The organism is Burkholderia lata (assembly GCF_902499335.1).
Taxonomy (GTDB): Bacteria; Pseudomonadota; Gammaproteobacteria; order Burkholderiales; family Burkholderiaceae; genus Burkholderia; species Burkholderia lata_B.
The window spans coordinates 305,140-323,918 of sequence record NZ_CABVQK010000005.1; the positions used below are offsets into that span (position 1 = coordinate 305,140).

General features: G+C 72.5%; 3 protein-coding genes. All 3 read right to left on the reverse strand.

Features of this window, described 5'->3' with window-relative positions; all coding sequences use genetic code 11:
• On the reverse strand, positions 1-14,001 hold the full coding sequence (locus BCO18175_RS14525; RefSeq protein WP_174981838.1) for a non-ribosomal peptide synthetase/type I polyketide synthase: 14,001 nt from the start codon (positions 13,999-14,001) through the stop codon (positions 1-3).
• Positions 14,001-17,249: a non-ribosomal peptide synthetase gene (locus tag BCO18175_RS14530; RefSeq protein ID WP_174981840.1), complete on the reverse strand. Its 3,249-nt coding sequence runs from the start codon at positions 17,247-17,249 to the stop codon at positions 14,001-14,003. The genes BCO18175_RS14525 and BCO18175_RS14530 overlap by 1 nt, the downstream gene beginning before the upstream one ends.
• A gap of 79 nt (positions 17,250-17,328) precedes the next feature.
• Positions 17,329-18,738, reverse strand: coding sequence for a hypothetical protein (locus BCO18175_RS14535; RefSeq protein WP_174981842.1), 1,410 nt, complete (start codon positions 18,736-18,738; stop codon positions 17,329-17,331).
• Positions 18,739-18,779: the final 41 nt, after the last annotated feature.

Consider the following 18,779-nt stretch of genomic DNA (forward strand, 5'->3'; position numbering starts at 1 on the left):
TCAGGAATGATCGTGTTCGACTACGGGAACGGCGGCGTCGGCGACATGCGCGAGCGCGGCCTCCATGTGCTCGCGCCACCGGCGCAGCAACCGTTCGGCGGTGGCGCGCGTGTGCACGGCGTCGCTGTAACGGCACTCGAATGCGAGTTCGCCCTCGCCCGCGACGCAGACGAGGTTCAGCAGGTGCGAACGTTCGTCGGTCGCCGCGCGGTCCGCGCCCACCGCCTCGGGCGCGGCGGAGAACCACGCGGACGGGCGCGCGGCGGCCGCCGATACGAAATCGACGCTGACCTGCGGCTGCACGCAGCGCCGCCACGCGTCGGGATCGACGCCGGCGGGCGGCGGCACGTCCGCGCCGCCCAGAGCGGCCGGCGGCAGCGCGGCGAGCGCCGCCTCCCACCCGCGCAGCGCGGCGACGCTCGGCGCGCCGGCGTGATGCGGCAACAGCAGCGGCACGTCGCAGACGAAGCAGCCGACCGCGCGCTCGACCGCCGGCCCGTCGTCGAGCCAGTCGCGGCCGTGCCGGCCGAGATCGGCGACCACCGCGCCGCCCGCCCAATCGGTCAGCGCGCGCGCGGCCGCCGCGATGGCGACGGTGGCGGCTTTCACGCGCAGGCGCTGCGGCACGACGGCCAGCATCTGTCGCGCCGCGTCGCCCGTCAGCCGGTCGCGCACGACCTGCTGGCTGGCCTCCGAGTTGTCGCCGGGTTCCGCGTGCCGATCCCGCGGCAGCGCGACGTTGGCCGCCATCGGCGCGAAGTACGCGGCGGTTTCGCCCGCCTCCCGCGCAGCGGCAATGCGTGCGTCCAGCGCGCGAAGATAGGCCGGATACGCCAGCGTCGGCGCGGCCAGTGCCGGCGTTCGGCCGTTCGCATGCGCCGCATACGCGTTGGCCAGGTCGTCCAGCAGCACCGCCCAGCCATGGCTGTCCGCCACCAGCCCGTGCACGACGAGCAGCAGCCGGTCGCCGGCCGCACCGCACCGGTAGTGCGCGATCCGGACCAGCGGCCCGTGCGCGAGATCGAAGCCCTGTTGCAGCGTCGTGCCGTGCGCGGCGATGAAGCAGGCCGCATCGTCCGCCGTGCCGAGGTCGTGGCTGCTGAAGCAGCGCTGCACGGCGTCCGCATCCGGAGGCGCGATGCGGCCCGGCAGCGCGTCGGCGTCGAATACGCACCGCAGCCCCGGGTGCGCGTCGAGCAGCGAACGGAACGCGGCCCGCAGCGCGTCGGCGTCGAGCGGCTGCGCCGCCTGAACGAGCAACGAGCGGTTCCAGTGGTGCGCGTGCGGGCGCTGCAACACGCGCCGCTGATACGGCGTCAACGGGAACCCGGACGCATCGTCCGCCTCAGGCCGCACCGCCAGCGGTCGCAGGCAATCGGCCAGGTCCGCGAGGGTCGGGGTCGCGAAGAAATCCTGCGGATCGACCGTCCAGCCCGCCCGGTTCAGTTGCGCGACGGCGCGCAGCACCAGGATGGAGTCGCCGCCCAGCCCGAAGTAGTTGTCGTCCCGGCCGATCCGCTCCAGCCGCAGCACGTCGCGCAGCACCGCCAGCAGCGCGCGCAGCGGCGGCGTTTCGTCGCCGTCCGCGGCTTCGTCGGGCAGCACCGCCGCCGACACCCACTGGCGGTCGATCTTGTCGCCGGACGTCTTGGGCAGCGACGGCACGATCGCCAGCGCATGCGGCACCAGATGCGCCGGCGCGACGCGGCGCAGCGCGCGCAGCCGCTCGCGCGCCGCGTCGCGTGGCGTGGCCGGCGCACCTGACGCGTCGGGGTCGACGACGATGAACGCCTCCAGGCGTGGCGCCAGCGCATCGGGCCCGCTCGACAGCCGCACCGCCGCCTCGCGCACGCCGTCCTGTTCGAGCAGCAGCGCCTCCACCTCGGCCAGGTCGACGCGAACCCCGCGCACCTTGATCTGGCGATCGCTCCGGCCAAGGTAGACCAGCGCGCCGTCCGCGTCCCGACGCACGAGGTCGCCGGTGCGATACATGCGCGCGCCCGGCTGGCCGGCGAACGGATCGGGCAGGAAGGCCGCGGCCGTCTGCCCGGGCCGGCCCGGGTAGCCGCTCGCGAGCGCGCTGCCGCCGAGGTAGAGCTCGCCGCGGCACAGCGGCGGCACCGGTTGCAGGTGCGCGTCGAGCACATAGGCCGTGGTGCCCGGCAGCGGCGCGCCGATCGGCACGTCGCGTTCGTCCGGGCGCGCGTCGGCCGGCACGTCGTGCACGACGGACGTGATCACGCTTTCCGTCAGCCCGTACGCGTTCATCAGCGCCACGCGGCCGCCCGTCACGGCGCGCCATGCCTGCACCGCCGCGAGCGGCACCGTCTCGCTGCCCGTCACGACCAGGCGCAGTCGCGCCGGCAGCGCGGCCTCGCCGAGCCGGATCGCACGCACCCATTCGCGCCAGAACGACGCGGGCAGATTGAGCACGGTCGCGCGCTGCGCGTCGAGCAGGCCGCTGAACGCACCGAGCGTCGGCCATGCCGCGCGATCGAGCAACAGCAGACAGGCGCCAGCGGACAGCGTCGTGAAGATCTCCTCGATCGACACGTCGAACACGAGCGACGAGAACTGCACGACCCGGTCGTCGGCCGTCATCCGATACGCGGCGCACAGCGCCTGGATCTTGTGCGCGACCGCCCGATGACTGACGTCGACGCCCTTCGGCACGCCGGTCGAGCCGGACGTGAACAGCGTATAGGCGGCCTGCTGCGGATCGATACACGCGGGCAGCGCGCCGGCGGGCGCGTCGCCAAGCGCGGCGAACGCGATCGCCGTGCATCCGGGCCACGCCGGCGGCGCCGCCGTGGCGTCGTGCACGAGCAGCACCGGTGCCGCTTGCGACAGGATCGCGTGCTGCCGCGCGGCCGGCGCGGCGGGATCGAGCGGCAGGTAGGTCGCCCCGGCGCGCAACACGCCGAGCAGCGCCACCAGTGCGTCGAGCCCCATCGGCAAGCACAATGCGACACGGTCGCCGGTGCGGACGCCGCGCGCGTGCAGTGCGCCCGCGACCCGGTCCACCCGGGCTCGCAGCGCCCCGTAACTGAGCGTCTCGTGCGCGGTGGCAACCGCGGGCGCGGCATTGCCGGCCGTCAGCGTGCCCGACAGCAGCGACACGAGGTCGGACGCCGCCCGCGCAGGCGCGCCGGCGGTCCCGGACGCCGCCTGCCATGCCTGCCGCTGCGCGGCCGACAGCACGCCCGCGTCGCCCAGCGGCGCATCGTCCGGCAGCGTCAGCAGCAGGTCCAGCGCCGCCTGGAACTGTTCGACCACCTCGTCCGCCTCGCCCCGCTCCAGCGCGCCGTCGCGCGTCAGCAGCACGCCGCCGTAGCCCGCGCCATCGCGATGCAGGTTCATCGTCAGGTCGTACTCGGTTTCCGTTTCCGGCGTGTCCTCGAACGCGACGTCCAGCGCGCCGATCCGCACATTGCGAACCGGCGCCTCCTGCATCGAGAACACCACCTGGAACAGCGGCGTCAGCGACGTGTCGCGCGGGCCCGCGAAGCGCTCGACCAGCTTTTCGAACGGATAGTCCTGGTGCGCGTGCGCGGCCAGCACGCAGTCGCGCACCCGCTCGATCCATGCCCGATTGCTGCTGGCCGCCGGGAACGCCACGCGCAGCGCGAGCAGGTTGACGAAAAAGCCGACGAGCCCTTCGGTGCGGCTCGACGCGCGGTTGGCAACCGGCGAGCCGACCACCAGGTCGCGCTGCCCGGTGCGCCGCGACAGCATCAGCAGGAACGCGGACAGGAACACGACGTACGGCGTCGTCCGCAAGCGCCGCGCCAGCGCGTCGACCTGCCCTGCGCGCCCGGCGTCCACCGCGACGCGGCCGCTGTGCGCGAGGCGCCCAGGCGTGCGCGCGCGGCGCCGGTCGCCGCCGAGATCGAGCACCGGCGCGCCGTCCAGATGCGCCCAGAACGCCTCGTGCGCCGCGTAGTGCCCGGCGGCGAACCGCGCCGCCTGCTCCTCGCTGTAGTCCGCGTAATCCCAGGCGGGCGGCGCGGCATCCGGCGCGCGCCCCTGGCTCGCCGCGCCGTACAGCGACGCGAGATCCTGCGCGATCAGCCGGAACGACCAGCCATCGACGACGATGTGATGGAACGACATCAACAGGCACGCGCGGCGCGGCCCGAGTTCGAGCAGCCGCGCGCGAAACAGCGGCGGCCGCGCGAGATCGAACGGCTCCGCCCGCAGCGCGTCGCGATGCTGCGCGACGAACGCGCGCAGTGCGTCGTCCGTGTCGCCTGCGTAAGCATGGATCGACAGCGCGACCGCCGCGTCGGCATGCACGTGCTGCTCGCCGCCGCCGTCCGGCCCCTCGTGAAACGACGTGCGCAGCACCGGACGGCGCGCGACCAGCCCGGCGAGCGCCGCGTGCAGCGCGGCGCGATCGACGTCGCCGTGCAGATGCAGGCATTGCGGCAGGTGGAAGACCGAACCGCCCATGCCGAGCCGTTCGAGCGTCCACAGCCGGCGCTGCTGGAACGACATCGGCGCGCGGCGCGACCCGGCGGCCGGCAGGCCGTCCGGCGTCGTTGCGACACGCATGGCGGGCTGCGCCGGTTCGGCCTGCACGCGAATCGCACTGGCCAGCCCGTCGATCGTCGGCGCACTGAAGAACGCCTCGAGCGTCAGCTCCGTATTCAGCCGCTCGTGAATCCGCGTGAGCACGCGCCCGGCCAGCAGCGAATCGCCGCCCAGCTCGAAGAAATCGTCGGTCGGCGCGATCCGCTCATGGCCGAGGCACTCCGTCCAGATGCGCGTCAACGCATGCCGCACGTCGTCGGTTTCGACCGGTGCGGCGCGCGGGATGTCGACCGCAACCGGTGCGGCAACCGATGCAACGGCCGGCGCCTCCGGCTGCGCGCGCTCGATGCGGCCGCCCTGCTGTGCCGGCAGCCAGTGACGCGTCCGCTCGAACGGATAGCCCGGCAACGGCAGGCGCTTGCGGCGCTCGCCCGCGTACGCGTCGCGGCGTGTCAGTCGTGCGCCCTTCGCCCACAGCCGGCCGTAGCCGGCGAGCAGGGTCGCCATCGTGCGCGGCGTGCGCTCCGTGAAGCTTGCCAGCACCGCGTCGGCCGGTGCGCAGCGATGCCCGCGCACCAGCGCCGCCAGCACGTCGCGCGGGCCGATCTCGACCCACAGCGCGTCGCCCAGCGCCGCCAGCGTCCGCACGCCCGCCGAGAAACGCACGGTACCGAGCACGTGCGCGGCCCAGTACGCGGGATCGGTCGCGCGCTGCGCATCCAGCAGCGTGCCGTCGAGGTTGGAGATCATCGGGATGCGCGGTGCGCGCAGCGTCATCGTCGCGGCCTGCGCCTGCACGCGCGCTGCCGCGTCCGTCATCATCGTCGAATGGAACGCATGCGACGACGCGAGCTGCGCATGCGCGACACCCGCGTTGCGCAGGTGCGCCGCGAACACGTCGACCGCGTCCACCGGGCCGGACACCACGCATTGCAGCGGCCCGTTGACCGCCGCGATGGCGAGCGTCGGCGGCAGCTGCGCGGCCAGTTCGTCCTCCGAGATCGATACCGACAGCATCGCGCCGGCCGGCTGCGCCTGCATTGCCGCTGCGCGCGCCGCCACGAGGCCGACCGCCTCGTCGAGCGAGAACACGCCCGCGCAGCACGCGGCGACCAGTTCGCCGAGGCTGTGGCCGATCAGGTAGTCCGGCGTCACACCCAGCGCAGCCCATGCCTGATACAGCGCGTACTCGTACGCGAACAGCAGCGGCTGGACCAGCGCCGTGTCGGTGGTGCTCGCCTCGCCCAGCAGGTAAGGTTCGAGCGCCAGCCCGGCCGCCCCCGCGAACCGCCCGCACACCTCGTCGAGCGCGGCGCGGAACACCGGGTTCTCGCGATGCAGGTCGCGCGCCATCCCCGCGGCCTGCGCGCCCTGCCCGGTGAACAGGAAAATCACCGGACGCGCGTGCGGCGCGTCGCCGGTGGCCAGCAACCCGCCCGCGGCCAGCGCGTCGAGCGCCGTGTCGCGCGACTCGGCGATCACGAAGGCACGGCACGCGTGGTCCTGTCTGGCGGCCTGCAGCGTATGCGCGACGTCGGCCAGCGCCCATTCCGGGTGGCGGCGCCACGCGGCGGCGAGGCCGTCCGCCGCGCGCCGCAGCCCGTCCGGCGTGGCGGCCGACAGCCGCAGGCAATGCGCGGCGGCGGCCGTCGGCGCATCCGCCTCGGGCGGCGCGGCTTCCAGGATCACGTGCGCATTGGTCCCGCCGATGCCGAACGAACTGACGGCCGCGCGGCGCGGCGTGCCGCCGTCCGGCCAGTCGGCCGCTTCCGCCGTGATGCGGAACGCCGCGTCGTCGAGTTCGAGCAGCGGGTTGGGCGTGTCGAAGTGCAGCGTGCCCGGCACCTTGCCGCGTTCGAGCGCGAGCGCCGCCTTGATCACGCCCGCGAGCCCCGCCGCGCTGTCCAGGTGCCCGACGCTCGTCTTGACCGCGCCGAGCAGGCGCGGGGTACGTGCCGGATGCTGTCCGTAGGTGGCCTTCAGCGCGGCCATTTCGATCGGATCGCCGAGCAGCGTGCCGGTGCCGTGCGTCTCGACATAGCCGACCGACGCGGCGTCCACGCCCGCGTCCGCCAGCGCGGCGCGGATCACCCGTGCCTGGCCCGCGGGGCTCGGCGCGGTGTAGCCGGCCTTGTCGTGGCCGTCGTTGTTGATCGCGGAGCCCTTGACGACCGCATACACGTGATCGCCGTCGCGGCGCGCAAGATCGAGCCGCTTCAGCACCACCGCACCCGCGCCGCTGCCCTCGACGGTGCCGCTCGCGGCCGCGTCGAACGCGCGGCAATAGCCGTCCGCGGAAAAGATCCCGCCGGTGCGATGCAGATAGCCCGGCACGCCGTCGACGCCGATCGACGCCGCGCCCGCGAGCGCGAGTTCGCAGTCGCCCTGCGCGACCGCGCGCGCGGCCATGTGCAGCGCGACCAGCGACGTCGAGCACGCGGTGTTCAGCGTGACCGCGGGGCCGGTGAGGTTCAGCCGGTAGGCAATCTGCGTCGCGGGCTGGTTCAGCACGTTGATCTGGTACAAACCGAGCGCGTCGACCGCGTCGCGGTTGCCGAGCACGTGGTTCGCGAGGTACTGGCTCGCGCCCACGCCGACGTAGACGCCCACGTCGCGCGCATGCCCGGGCCCGGCGTAACCGGCGTCCTCGAGCGCGCGGTAGCTTTCCTCCATCAGCTTGCGCTGCTGCGGATCCATGATCTCGGCTTCGCGCGGCGTGTAGCCGAAGAAGGCTGCGTCGAAACAGTCCGGATCACGAATCAACCCGCGCGCGGCAACGAAGCGCGGATTGCCGAGCAGGTCGTCCGGCACGCCGAGCGCGCGCAGCCGCGCGTCGTCGAGCCGGGTAATGCCGTCCTCGCCCGCGAGCAGCATGCGCCAGAACTGCTCGACGTCGTCCGCGCCCGAAACGGCCGCGCTCATCCCGATGATCGCGACGTCGCGGCTGTCGACACGCGACGCGGCCGCGGCCGCACCGCCGGCGCCGGCGCCGACGCCGGCGTCGGCCGACGGCTCGCCGGACGCGGACAGCCAGCCGGCCAGCGTGCGAATCGTCGTGTAGCGGAACAGGTGATCGATGTCGACATCGCGGCCGAACTCGCGACGAAGCCGCGCCTGGCACTGGATCAACGCGAGCGAGTGGCCGCCGGCGTCGAAGAAGTTGGTGTCCGGATCGATCTCGGCGAGGCCGAGCACGTCGCGCCAGATCGCCGCGACCGCGGCCTCGGCATCGCCGGGCGCGCGGCGTGCGGGGCCGTCGTGGTGGGTGGTGCCCGCCGCGTCGAGCGGCCAGTCGGCCAGCTTGAGACGATCGATCTTGCCGCTGCCGGTCATCGGCATCGCGTCGAGCACGACGATCCGGTCGGGCACCATGTACGGCGGCAGCGCCTGTTGCGCATGCGCCTTCAGCGCGCCGTCCGGCAGCGCACCCGCCGCCTGCACGAACGCGCAGAGCACGGCGCCCGCGCTACCCGAACGCGCGAGCACCGCGACTTTGGCGACACCCGGATGGCGGCCCAGTACCGATTCGACTTCGCCCGTCTCGATGCGGAAGCCGCGCACCTTGACCTGCTGGTCGTCGCGGCCGACGAATTCGATATCGCCGTGCCGATCGAAGCGGGCCAGGTCGCCGGTGCGATACAGCACGCGATCCGCGTCGCAGGTCGCATGCAGGTTTGGCACGAAGCGCTCCGCGCTCAGCTCGGGCCGGTTCAGGTAGCCCGACGCCAGCGCGCGCCCGGAGAGGTAAAGCTCGCCGGTCACGCCGATCGGCAGCCGTGCGAGATCGGGCGCGAGGATATGCGTACCGACGTCGCCCACCGCGCGGCCGATCAACACGGGGCCGCTCGCGCAGCGCCACACGGTTGCGTAGATGCTGGCCTCGGTCGGGCCGTATGCGTTGAACAGCGGCGCGTGCGGCAGCACGCGCGCCGCCAGCTCGACGGTCGCGGGCAGCAGCGGCTCGCCGGCGGCGAACACCGCGCGCAGCGGGTTCGCCGCGCCGGCGTCGAGCGACTGCAGGAACAGGTGCAGCATCGACGGCACGAAATTGACCACCGTCACCCGATGCTGCTCGATCGCGCGCTGCAGGTAGCGCGGATCGTACTGGCCGTCCGGCCGCGCGATCACGATCGCGGCGCCCTTCATCAACGGCCACAGCATTTCGGTGAGCGAAACGTCGAACGATTGCGCGGTCTTCCACAGCACACGGTCGCCCGCGGCCAGCGGATAAGTGTGGGCCAGCGCGTCGAACAGCGCGAGGACGCCTTCCTGGCGGCACAGCACGCCCTTCGGCGTGCCGGTCGAGCCGGACGTGTAGAGAATGTAGGCCGGGTCGCCGGGGCTGACGCGCGGCGCGGCGGCCAACGCGGCCGGGCCCGCTTCCGCCAGCGCCGCCTGCTCGACGAAGCGCACGCCGCACGCGCGCAGGCAGGCGGGCGCGGCGGCATCGCCGACGATCGCCACCGGACGCGCGTCATCCACCATGAAGCGATGGCGCGCTTCCGGCAACGCGGGATCGAGCGGCAGATACACGGCGCCGATCCGGAACAGCGCGAGCACGGTCTGCAACGTCGCCGCCGTGCGGCCCGCGCACACCGCCACGACGTCGCCCTGCCGCACGCCCAGCGCGGTGAGCGCAGCGGCGTGCCGGTCGCACTGTTCGAGCAGCGCCGCATAGGTCGTTTCGCCCGCGTCGTCGATCAGCGCGACGGCGTCCGGCGCGGCGGCCGCGCACGCAGCGAGGCGCTCGCCGACGCTCGCGCCAACCGGCAGCCCCGGCTTCGGCGCCGCCCAGTCGTCGAGCCGCGCGAGCGTGGCAGGCAGCAGCCACGCCGCCGCGGGCGCGCCGGCAAGCAGCCGCAGCGCTTCGTGCTGGGCGTGCGCGATGTCTTCCGCGTCGGCGCGCCGCAGGCTGTCGGCCCGGTAGCCGACGATGCAGCGCAGCCGCTGGTCGCTCGCGGAGACGGAGAAATCGACCTGCACCGGAAAGCTGTTGACCGCATGGCCGTCGCGGCCCGCGAGCATCCGAACGTCCGCGTCGTCCAGCTCGCGCAGCACGTGGAAGCTCGTGAAATTGAACAACACCTCACCCAGCTCGATCCCGCCATTGTCCTGCCGGATCTGCTGCGACGGATAAAAGCGGTGCCGGAAAATGCCCGACTCGATCTCGAACACCTGCCGCACCTGCGCGACGGGCGACGCTTCGCCGTCGAGCGCCGCGCGCACCGGCACCGAATTCAGGAACAGCCCGACCGCGCGCTCCGCATGCTCGGTCTCGGGCCGCACGTGCGTCACCATCGACGTCAGCACGTCGCGCCGCCCGCTCAGCGCCTGCAGCGCGCGCAGGTGGGCAGCGAGCAGCACGCTCTTGAGCGGCACGTTTGCATCGCGCGCGAGCGCGCGCAGCGCCGCCTCCAGTTCGACGGAGACCTCGACCTCCAGATAATCCACACGTTCGTCCGCTGCGTCGCCCGGCAGCGGCGCGCGGCGCAGCGACAGCGCCTGCGCGCCGTCGAGCTGGCCGCGCCAGAATTCGCGCTGGGCCGGATCGGCGAGCGCGGCCTGTTCGAGTTCGATGAAATCCCGGTAGCCGGCCTGCACCGGCTCGTCGTTCTGCCGGTTCTGCTGGCCCGTCAGGCCCGCCGTGTAGAGCCGGATGAATTCGGCGGTCAGCGCGGCCTCGCTCCAGCCGTCGAGCATCGCGTGATGGAAGCTCCACACCAGCTTGAAGCGCTGCGCCGCCAGCTTGAACACGAAGCAGCGAAACAGCGGCGCGGCGGCGATGTCGAACGCGGCGAACCGCTCGCCGTCCATGAACGTGGCGATCCGGGCGGCCTGCGCCGTCGCGTCGAGCGAAGTCAGGTCGGCGACCGCCAGCGGAATGCGCGCCGTGTCGAACACGAGCTGCAGCGGCACGCTGAACCCCTCCATCCGCAGCGCGGTGCGCAACGCCGGATGGCGGGCAGACAGCCGGTCGAGCGCGTGCGCGAGGCAGGCTTCGTCGTACGCATACGCAACCTCGTAGCCGATCACGTCGTGGTACAGGCTCGAGCGCTCGTGGCGCAGGCTGTGATAGAGCATCCCCAGTTGCAGGCGGCTGAGCGGATACGCGTCGACGACGCCGGCCGGCAGCCGCGCGCGGTCCGCTTCGCTCGTTAGCGGCGCCCGGGCTACGACGGCCTCGGCCGGCGCGGCCGCGCCTGCGCCACGCTGCCGCTCGATGTGCTCGCCCAGCGTACGCACGCTCTGGTGGACGAACAGGTCCTGGATCTCGAATTCGAGCCCGTGGCGCTGCGCCTGCGCCTTCAGCCGGATCGCCAGCAGCGAATCGCCGCCGAGATCGAAGAAGCCGTCGTCGAGGCCGAACCCGCTGCGGCCGAGCACGTCTTCCCACAGCGTGCGCAGCACGCGCTGCGTGTCCGTCAGCGTCTCGGGCGCCGCGTCGACGGGCGCTTCGGCGGGCGCGAGTCGCGCGAGCGCGGCCCGGTCCACCTTGCCGTTCGCCGTCAGCGGAAAGTGCGGCACCGCGTAGAAGCGCGCCGGCACCAGATGATCCGGCAGCGACGCCCGCAGCTGCGCGCGCAGGCCGGCTTCGTCCGGCACGTCCGCGCCTGTGCCCGCGCTTGCGGTCCAGTACGCGACGAGTTGCTTGTCGCCCTGCGGCGTCGCGTCGACCGTCACGACGGCGGCCTGCACGCCGCGGCACGCGGCCAGCGCCGCCTCGATTTCCGCCGGCTCGATCCGGTAGCCGCGCAGCTTCACCTGCCGGTCGCGCCGGCCGAGGTAGTGCAGCGCGCCGTCATGCGCCCAGTAGCCGACGTCGCCGCTGCGGTACATGCGGGCACCGGGTTCGCCGCCATACGGATCGGGCACGAACGCGGCCGCGGTCAGGTCCGGCCGATTCGCATAGCCGTGCGCGACACCGAGCCCCGCGATGTAGATGTCGCCCGCCGCGCCAGCCGGCAGCGGATTCAGGTCGTCGTCGAGCACATACACCGACGTGCCCTGGATCGGCATGCCGATCGGCACCGTGCGCCCCGCCGCCAGCGCGCCGCGTACCGGGTAGGTGGTTGCGAAGGTCGTGGTCTCGGTCGGCCCGTAGCCGTTGACGACCTGGCCGTGTTCCAGCAGCGCGCGGGCGCGCGCCACGTGCGGCAGCGACAGCACGTCGCCGCCGCAGACGAGGTAGCGCAGCTGCCGCAGCGCGTCCGGCGCGTGATCGACCATCGCCGCGAACAGGCCGCTCGTCAGCCACAGGATCGTCACGCGCGCGTCGACCAGCAACGGCCCGAGCTGGTCCAGCGACGCGTCGCGCCCGACCGGCACGGCGAGCGACGCGCCGTTCAGGAGCGCGGTCCAGATCTCGAACGTCGACGCGTCGAATGCCGTCGGCGCGAACTGGAGGAACACATCGTCCGGCGTCACGTCGAGATAGGCCGGCCGGTACGCGAGCCGCAGGATCGCCTGTTGCGGCACGATCACGCCCTTCGGACGATCGGTGGTGCCCGACGTGTACATCAGGTACGCCGGCATCTGCGCCGGCAGCCCGCTCGCGACGAACGCACCGTCGCGCGCGGCGATCTCGTCGTCGTGATCCTCGAGGACGATCAGGTTCAGATAGCCATCGCGCAGCGCGTCGGTGCGCGCCACCACGTCCTCGCGCGTGACGATCACGCTCGCCTGGCTGTCGTCGAGCAGGAATCGCAGCCGGTCCGCCGGATAGCGGCTGTCGAGCGGCACATACGCGCAGCCCGCGTTGAGCACCGCCAGCATCGCGACGATCAGTTCCGCGCCCGGCTCGAGACACAGGCCGACAGTCGAGCCCGGCGACACGCCGAGATCGCGCAAGTGATCCGCCAGCCGGTTCGCGCGTGCGTTCAGCGCGTGGTAGTCGAGCGTCGCGTCGCCGTGGCGGATCGCCGTGCGGCCCGGATGCTGCCGTGCGAGCGCGTCGATCACCGCACCGATCGAGTCGGGCAGCGGCTGCCCGAGCGGCCGGCTCTGCCAGCCGCGCAGCGCGTCGAGCGAAGGCGCGTCGCCGCGCGCGAGCGTGCCGAACGGCGCGTCCGGCTGCGCGGTCAGCGCGTCGAGGTACTGCGCATAGGTGCGCGACAGCCGCTCGATATCGGCGGCCTCGAACAGATCGGTGCGGAACACCGTGCAGCAGCGCACGCCGTCGGACGTCAGCTCGGCGAACAGCGTCAGGTCGAACTGCGCGTAGCGGTACAGGTCGTCGCGCACCGTCATCGCCGGCATCCCGGCCGGTGCCGCCGGCTCGGCGGCACCGGGCACCGCGCCTTTCGTGTCCTGCAGCACGAAGTTGACCTGGAACAGCGGGCTGCGCGCGGCATCGCGCGCGACGCCGACCTGCTCGACCACCTGGTCGAACGACACCGCCTGATGCCGCAGCGCGTCGGCGACGGTGTCGCGCTCGCGCTCGACCAGCGCGGCGAACGTGGCGCAGCCTTGCCGCGCGGTACGCAACGCGAGCAGGTTCGCGAAGAAGCCGACGATGCGCTCGCTGCCCGGATGCACGCGGTTCGACGCGGTCGTGCCGATGCAGAAGTCGTCCTGGCCGGCGTAGTCGCCGAGCAGGCACCGCCACGCGGCCAGCATCACCGTGAACAGCGTGCCGCCCTGCCGCCGCGCCAGCGCCTCGGCCCGCGCGCGCACGGCGGCGGGAATCGTGAAGAACACCAGTTCGCCGTCGTGCGCGCGCCGCGACGGGCGCGGCAGCGCGAACGGCAATTCGAGCGTCGTCGCGCCCGTCAGCCTGCCCTGCCAGTACGCAAGACCCGGCGCATTGTCCGCGGCGCTGCGCGCCTGCTGCCACAGCGCATAGTCCGCATAGTGCGGCCCGTCGTCGACGGGCGGCTCAAGCTCGCGGCCCGCCAGCCGCGCCGCGTAGGCCGACCACCAGTCGGACAGCATCAGTTCCAGCGACCACCCGTCGACGATCAGGTGATGGGCGGTCAGCACGAGAATCTGCCGGGCGTCGCCGACCCGATGCAGCGACACGCGCAGCAGCGGCCCGTGCGCCAGGTCGAACGGCTGCGCGATTTCGGCGGTGATCGCACGGGCGATTTCCGCGTCGGTCGCGCCCGCCGCGTGACGATGCACCGGCAGCGACGAATCGAGCTCGGGGTGCACACGCTGGTACAAGCCGCCGTCGCGCTCGTCGAACGTCGTGCGCAGCGCCTCGTGCCGCGCGACCACGTCGCGCAGCGCCGCCCGCAACACCGCTTCGTCGAGCGTGCCCGCGATCTCCAGCACATGCGGCACGTGGAAATGGCCGACGCCGCCGCTGATCGCCATCTGCACCCACATCCGCAGCTGTTCCGCCGACGCGGGCAGGTCCGCCGGCCGCGCCTGGCGGGTGATCGCGTCGCGGCTGCCCGCGCCACGCTGCCTGCCGAACGCTTCGAGCAATTGGCGACGCTTGTTTTCGGTGGAATCGTTATGCGACATCAAACCAGCTCTCCCGACGATGAAAACACTGTGAGTAGTTCGTCCATGTCGTCCGGCGCGAGGCGATCGAGCAGCGCTTCGAGGCTGTCCTCCCGCTGGGCCTTCTGGCCGAGCGCCACCAGCACCTGTGCGCTGAACCGGTCGAGCTGCGGCGCGCCGAACAGCAGCGGCGGCGACAGCAGCAGCCCGTAGCGGCCATTGAGACGCCCGATCAGCTGGATCGCCTGCACGGAGCTGCCGCCGAGCATGAAGAAATGGTCGTCCGGCCCGATGTCGGCGACGTCCAGCACGGCCGACCACTCGGCGGCGACCTCGGCCTGGAACGGCGTCTTTGCGCGCACATCGGCGCCGCGCGCGCGCGTCTCGAGCGCCGCGTCGGCGAGCTGGGCCAGGCGCTTGCGGTCGATCTTGCCGGCAGGCAGCAACGCGATGCGCTCCACCACGTCGATGCGCGCCGGACGCATCGCTTCGGGCAGCCGCTCGGCCAGCTCCGCGTGCAGCGCGTCCGCCGGCCAGCTGTCCCACCCCGCGGCCGGCTCGACGAATGCGTGCAGCAGCCGCACGCGCCCGTGTACCCGCACCGGCACCACCGCGCATTGCGCGATGCCCGGCAGCGCCAGCAGGCACGCCTCGATCTCGCGCAGTTCGATCCGGTTGCCGTTGAGCTTGACCTGCTCGTCGCGCCGGCCGAGGTAATGCAGTTCGCCGTGCTCGCCGAACATCGCGATGTCCCCGGTGCGGTACATGCGCGCGCCCGCACGACCCGCGTACGGATCGGGCACGAAGCTCGCCGCGGTGAGATCCGGGCGGCCGACATACCCTTGCGCGAGCCCCGCGCCGCCGATGTACAGCTCGCCCGCGTTGCCGGGCGCGCAGGGCTCGAGGCTCGCGTCCAGCACGTACAGCGACACGTTGTCGATCGGCCGGCCGATCGGCACGCCGGCGCGCGCGTGAACTTCGCCCGGCGCGCAATGCCACACGGTCACATCGATCGCCGCCTCGGTCGGCCCGTACAGGTTGGCGAGCCGCACGCCCGGCAGCAGCCGGTGGAAGCGCTCGGCCTGTTCGGCGAGCAGCGCCTCGCCGCTGCAGACGACCAGCGCGAGATCCGGGAAGCGCTGCCCGGGCACCGCGTCCAGGAACGCGTTCAGCATCGACGGCACGAAGTGCGCGACCGCGATGCGCGCGTGGCGCAGCAGCGCCGTCAGCCCGGCCGGGTCCTTGTGCAGCTCCGGCGGCGCGATCACCAGCGCATGCCCGCTCTGCAGCGTCCACAGGAATTCCCAGACCGACACGTCGAAAAAGTACGGCGTCTTCTGCAGCACGCGCACCGGCGCGGCATCGTCGAGCAGCGAGCCGTGCCAGTCGAGCCGGTTGACCAGCGCGCGATGCGTGTTGGCGACGCCCTTCGGCGTGCCGGTGGAGCCGGACGTGTAGATCACGTACGCGATCCCGTCCGGGTGCAGGCGCTGCGCCGGCAGCGGCGCGGCGGCGAGCCAGGCCGCCCGGTCGTCCAGCGCATGCCGCGCGACCGGCCCGGCGGGCAGGCGCGCCAGCAGGTGCTGCTGTGTAAGCAGCAGCGCGAGCCCGGCATCGTCGACGATGCGCCGCAGCCGCTCCGGCGGCGCGGCGGGATCGAGCGGCACGTAGGCCGCGCCCGCACGCAGCACCGCGAGGATCGCCAGCACCATCTCCGTCGAACGCTCGCAGCACAGCCCGACGAGGGCCCCCGGCGTCACGCCGCGCGCCGCGAGAAAACCTGCCAGCCGGGCCGACAGCGCATCCAGTTCGCGATAGGTCAGCTGCTCCGCGCCGAACTGGACGGCCGGCGCATCCGGCGTCGCGGCGCACTGCGCGGCGAAGCGGGCCGGCCAGTCCGTCGCGTCGAGCGTACGCTCGGGCCCATGCCAGTAATGCGCGAGCCGCGCGCGCTGCTCGGGAGCCAGCAGGTCGACCGCGAGCGCAGGCTGCGCATCGTCGTCGAGGTACGCGCGCAGCAGCCGGCCGAAGCGCGCGGCGAACTCGCCGATCCGCGCCGCCGGCACGCGGCCCGTGTCGTATTCGAGATTCACGTACAGGCTGTCGGGGGTCAATTGATACGCGAAGTTCAGGTCGAACGGCCGCTCGGCGGCGACCGCCGGCAGCAATTCCGCTTGCACGCCGTGGAAGGCGAGCGGTGCATCCTGCACGAAGAACGCTTCCGTCACGCCGACGTTGAAGACGGGCGTATCGGCCAGCGAACGCGTGCGCCGCAGTGCCGTCACGAGGTCGGTCAGCGACAGCTGCTGATGGCGCTTGCCGTCCGCACGCTGGGCGGTGGTGCGCGCGACGATGTCGATGAACGTGTCGCCCTGCCGCAGCGAAAAGCTCATCGGCAGGTTGTTCACGAAGCATCCGCTGGCATCGCGAAAACCCGGCGAGCGCATGTTGACGGGATAGGTCACGACCAGCTCGCGCACGTCCTGCCAGCGGGCCAGCGCGATCGCGAACAGGCTCGACAGCACGAGAAACGGCGTCGAGCGGCTCGCGCGGGCACGCGCGCGCAGCCGGCGCGTGGTGTCCGCATCGAAGCGCAACCGATGAATGCGCCCCTCGCGCGGCGCGGCCGATGCCGCCGCCTCGAACTCGAGGCCGAGCGGCGCGTGCGCCAGCGCGCCGAGCCAATAGGCGAGATCTTCGTCGTACCGCGACGACGCGCGGTACGCGGCTTCGAACGCAAGCTGCTCGCCGAGACCCCGCAACGTGCGCGCAGGCGCCGGGCCCACGCCGAGCGCGTGGTTGTACAGCGCCGTCAGCCGCTGGTTGATGTACACCGCTGAAAACGCATCGGAGATGATGTGCGGAAAGCTGAGCACGAGCCGGTGCACATCGGCATCCTCGCGCAGCAGTGCGAAGCGAAACAGCGGCGCGTCGTCGAGCGCGAACACGTGCGCCGCGCGCGCGGCGATCCATGCGTCGGCCTCGGCGGCGTCCAGCGCGGGCGCCGCCCGCGCGTCGCGGTAGTCGAGCGCGACCGTCACCCGGTCGTGCACATCCCGCACCACGCCGGCGTCGCCCATCCGGAACGTGCTGCGGCATCCTTCGTCATGCTCGTGGACGAACGCGTCCAGTGCGCGCCGCAGCGCGTCGCGATCCAGCGGACCCGACAGACGATAGACGAGCGCGGTCGTGTAGGCCGACGAGTGCGGATTGAGCTGCCACTCGAGCCAGAAGCGGTACTGATAGGCTGAAAGCGAAGTGGTACGCATGGTAGCCCCTGTCTGGATGCATGAAGGACGTGAAGGACATGAACGACGACGCGGCGGGTCGATCCCGGCGCGCCGCGCGTCAACGGACCGCGTGGTCCGCGACGTCCGGTTCCGTGAAGTGTTCGGCGATGCAGTGGCGCAGCCGCGGCCCGAACACGGCGGCGATGTCGTCGGCCGAGTACGGTGCGATGGCGTCGCCGATGCCGAGCGCGCGGTCCACCTCCTGCTGAAGCCGCGTGAAGATCCGCTGCGCGGCACGCTCGTCGTGCAGGTACGTATTGAGCGCGGCCGCCGTCGCCCGCGCCGACGCGGCGTCGAGCCCGTGCGCCGCGAACGCGTCGGCCGACCATTCGTCCGCGTCGCGCTGCGCGTCGCGCATGGCGTCGATCTCGGCCAGCAGCGCCGGCCCGTGTGCGCCGAGCGTGGCCACGCACATCCGGTCCGCCGCGGCGACGAGCTGGTTCAGCCCGGCCGTCATCTGGCGCAGCACCGTCCCCGCCGGCCATTGCTGCGCGCGCGCGATCTCGGCCTCGTCGCCCTGCAGCAGCATCGCCAGATCCTCGCGGGCGATCTCGTGCGCGAGCGGGCTCGTGTGTTCGGTGGACCAATCCTCGAAGCGCGCCAGCGCGTCGCGGAACGCTTGCGTGCGCGCGTGCCCGGGCACCGCATCGAGCGCGACGATCAGCGCGCGCAACTGCTGCGCCGCACGCACCGCGAACAGGTATTTTTCGGCTTCGAGCTTCAGGAACGCCGCCGCGTAGCGGTAGAAGCCGGGCTCGGCCGCGCTCGCTTCGGCGCCCGCCGGCGGCGCCGGCTCGATCATCGCGCGGTAGGCCTGCTCGACCATCGTCTGCGGCCCCGCGCACACCGAGTTGCGGCCGACGAGCAGGCCCGCCGCCTCGGCGACCAGGTAATACGCGTCGCTGGCGAGGCACGGCGCGGCCGGATCGCCGCCCGACGCCATCCGCTTGATCAGCGAGATATGCACGATCCGGTGCATGCCGAGCGAGATCCGGTAGATGATCGACGGCACGACGGGAATGCCGTCCGGGTCGGCCGGCTGCTCGCGCCGGCGGATCAGGTACGCGGGCAGCAGCTGGCACAGCTTGCTGATGAACCACAGGTCGAGCATCGACACCGCGCCGTCGTGGCCGCGCAGGCGGCAATACCCGTCGCGCAGCGTCGAGATGGTCGGCAGCACCAGGTGCCAGTGGTTCGCGAACTGCCGCAGCGACGAGATGTTCATCGGCAGCGCGTGATGAAACCGGCTGCCCTCGTACTCGCAGCGTGCGGCCTCGATCTCGATGCCGTCGCGCGCATCGGCCGGTGCGATCTCCTCGCCGAGCGGGCGAAAGAAGCTGTCGCGATACGCGACCATCGAGCCGAGCATCGAACGCCAGTAGAACTCCGGTTTGTCGAGCGCGCGCGGCCCGTGATAGCCGGTCGCGTACAGCGCATCGATGACGGTGAAATCAAACTCGTTCTGCATCATGGCTTCCTGAAGAGACACGGCCGCCGGCACGGCGGCCC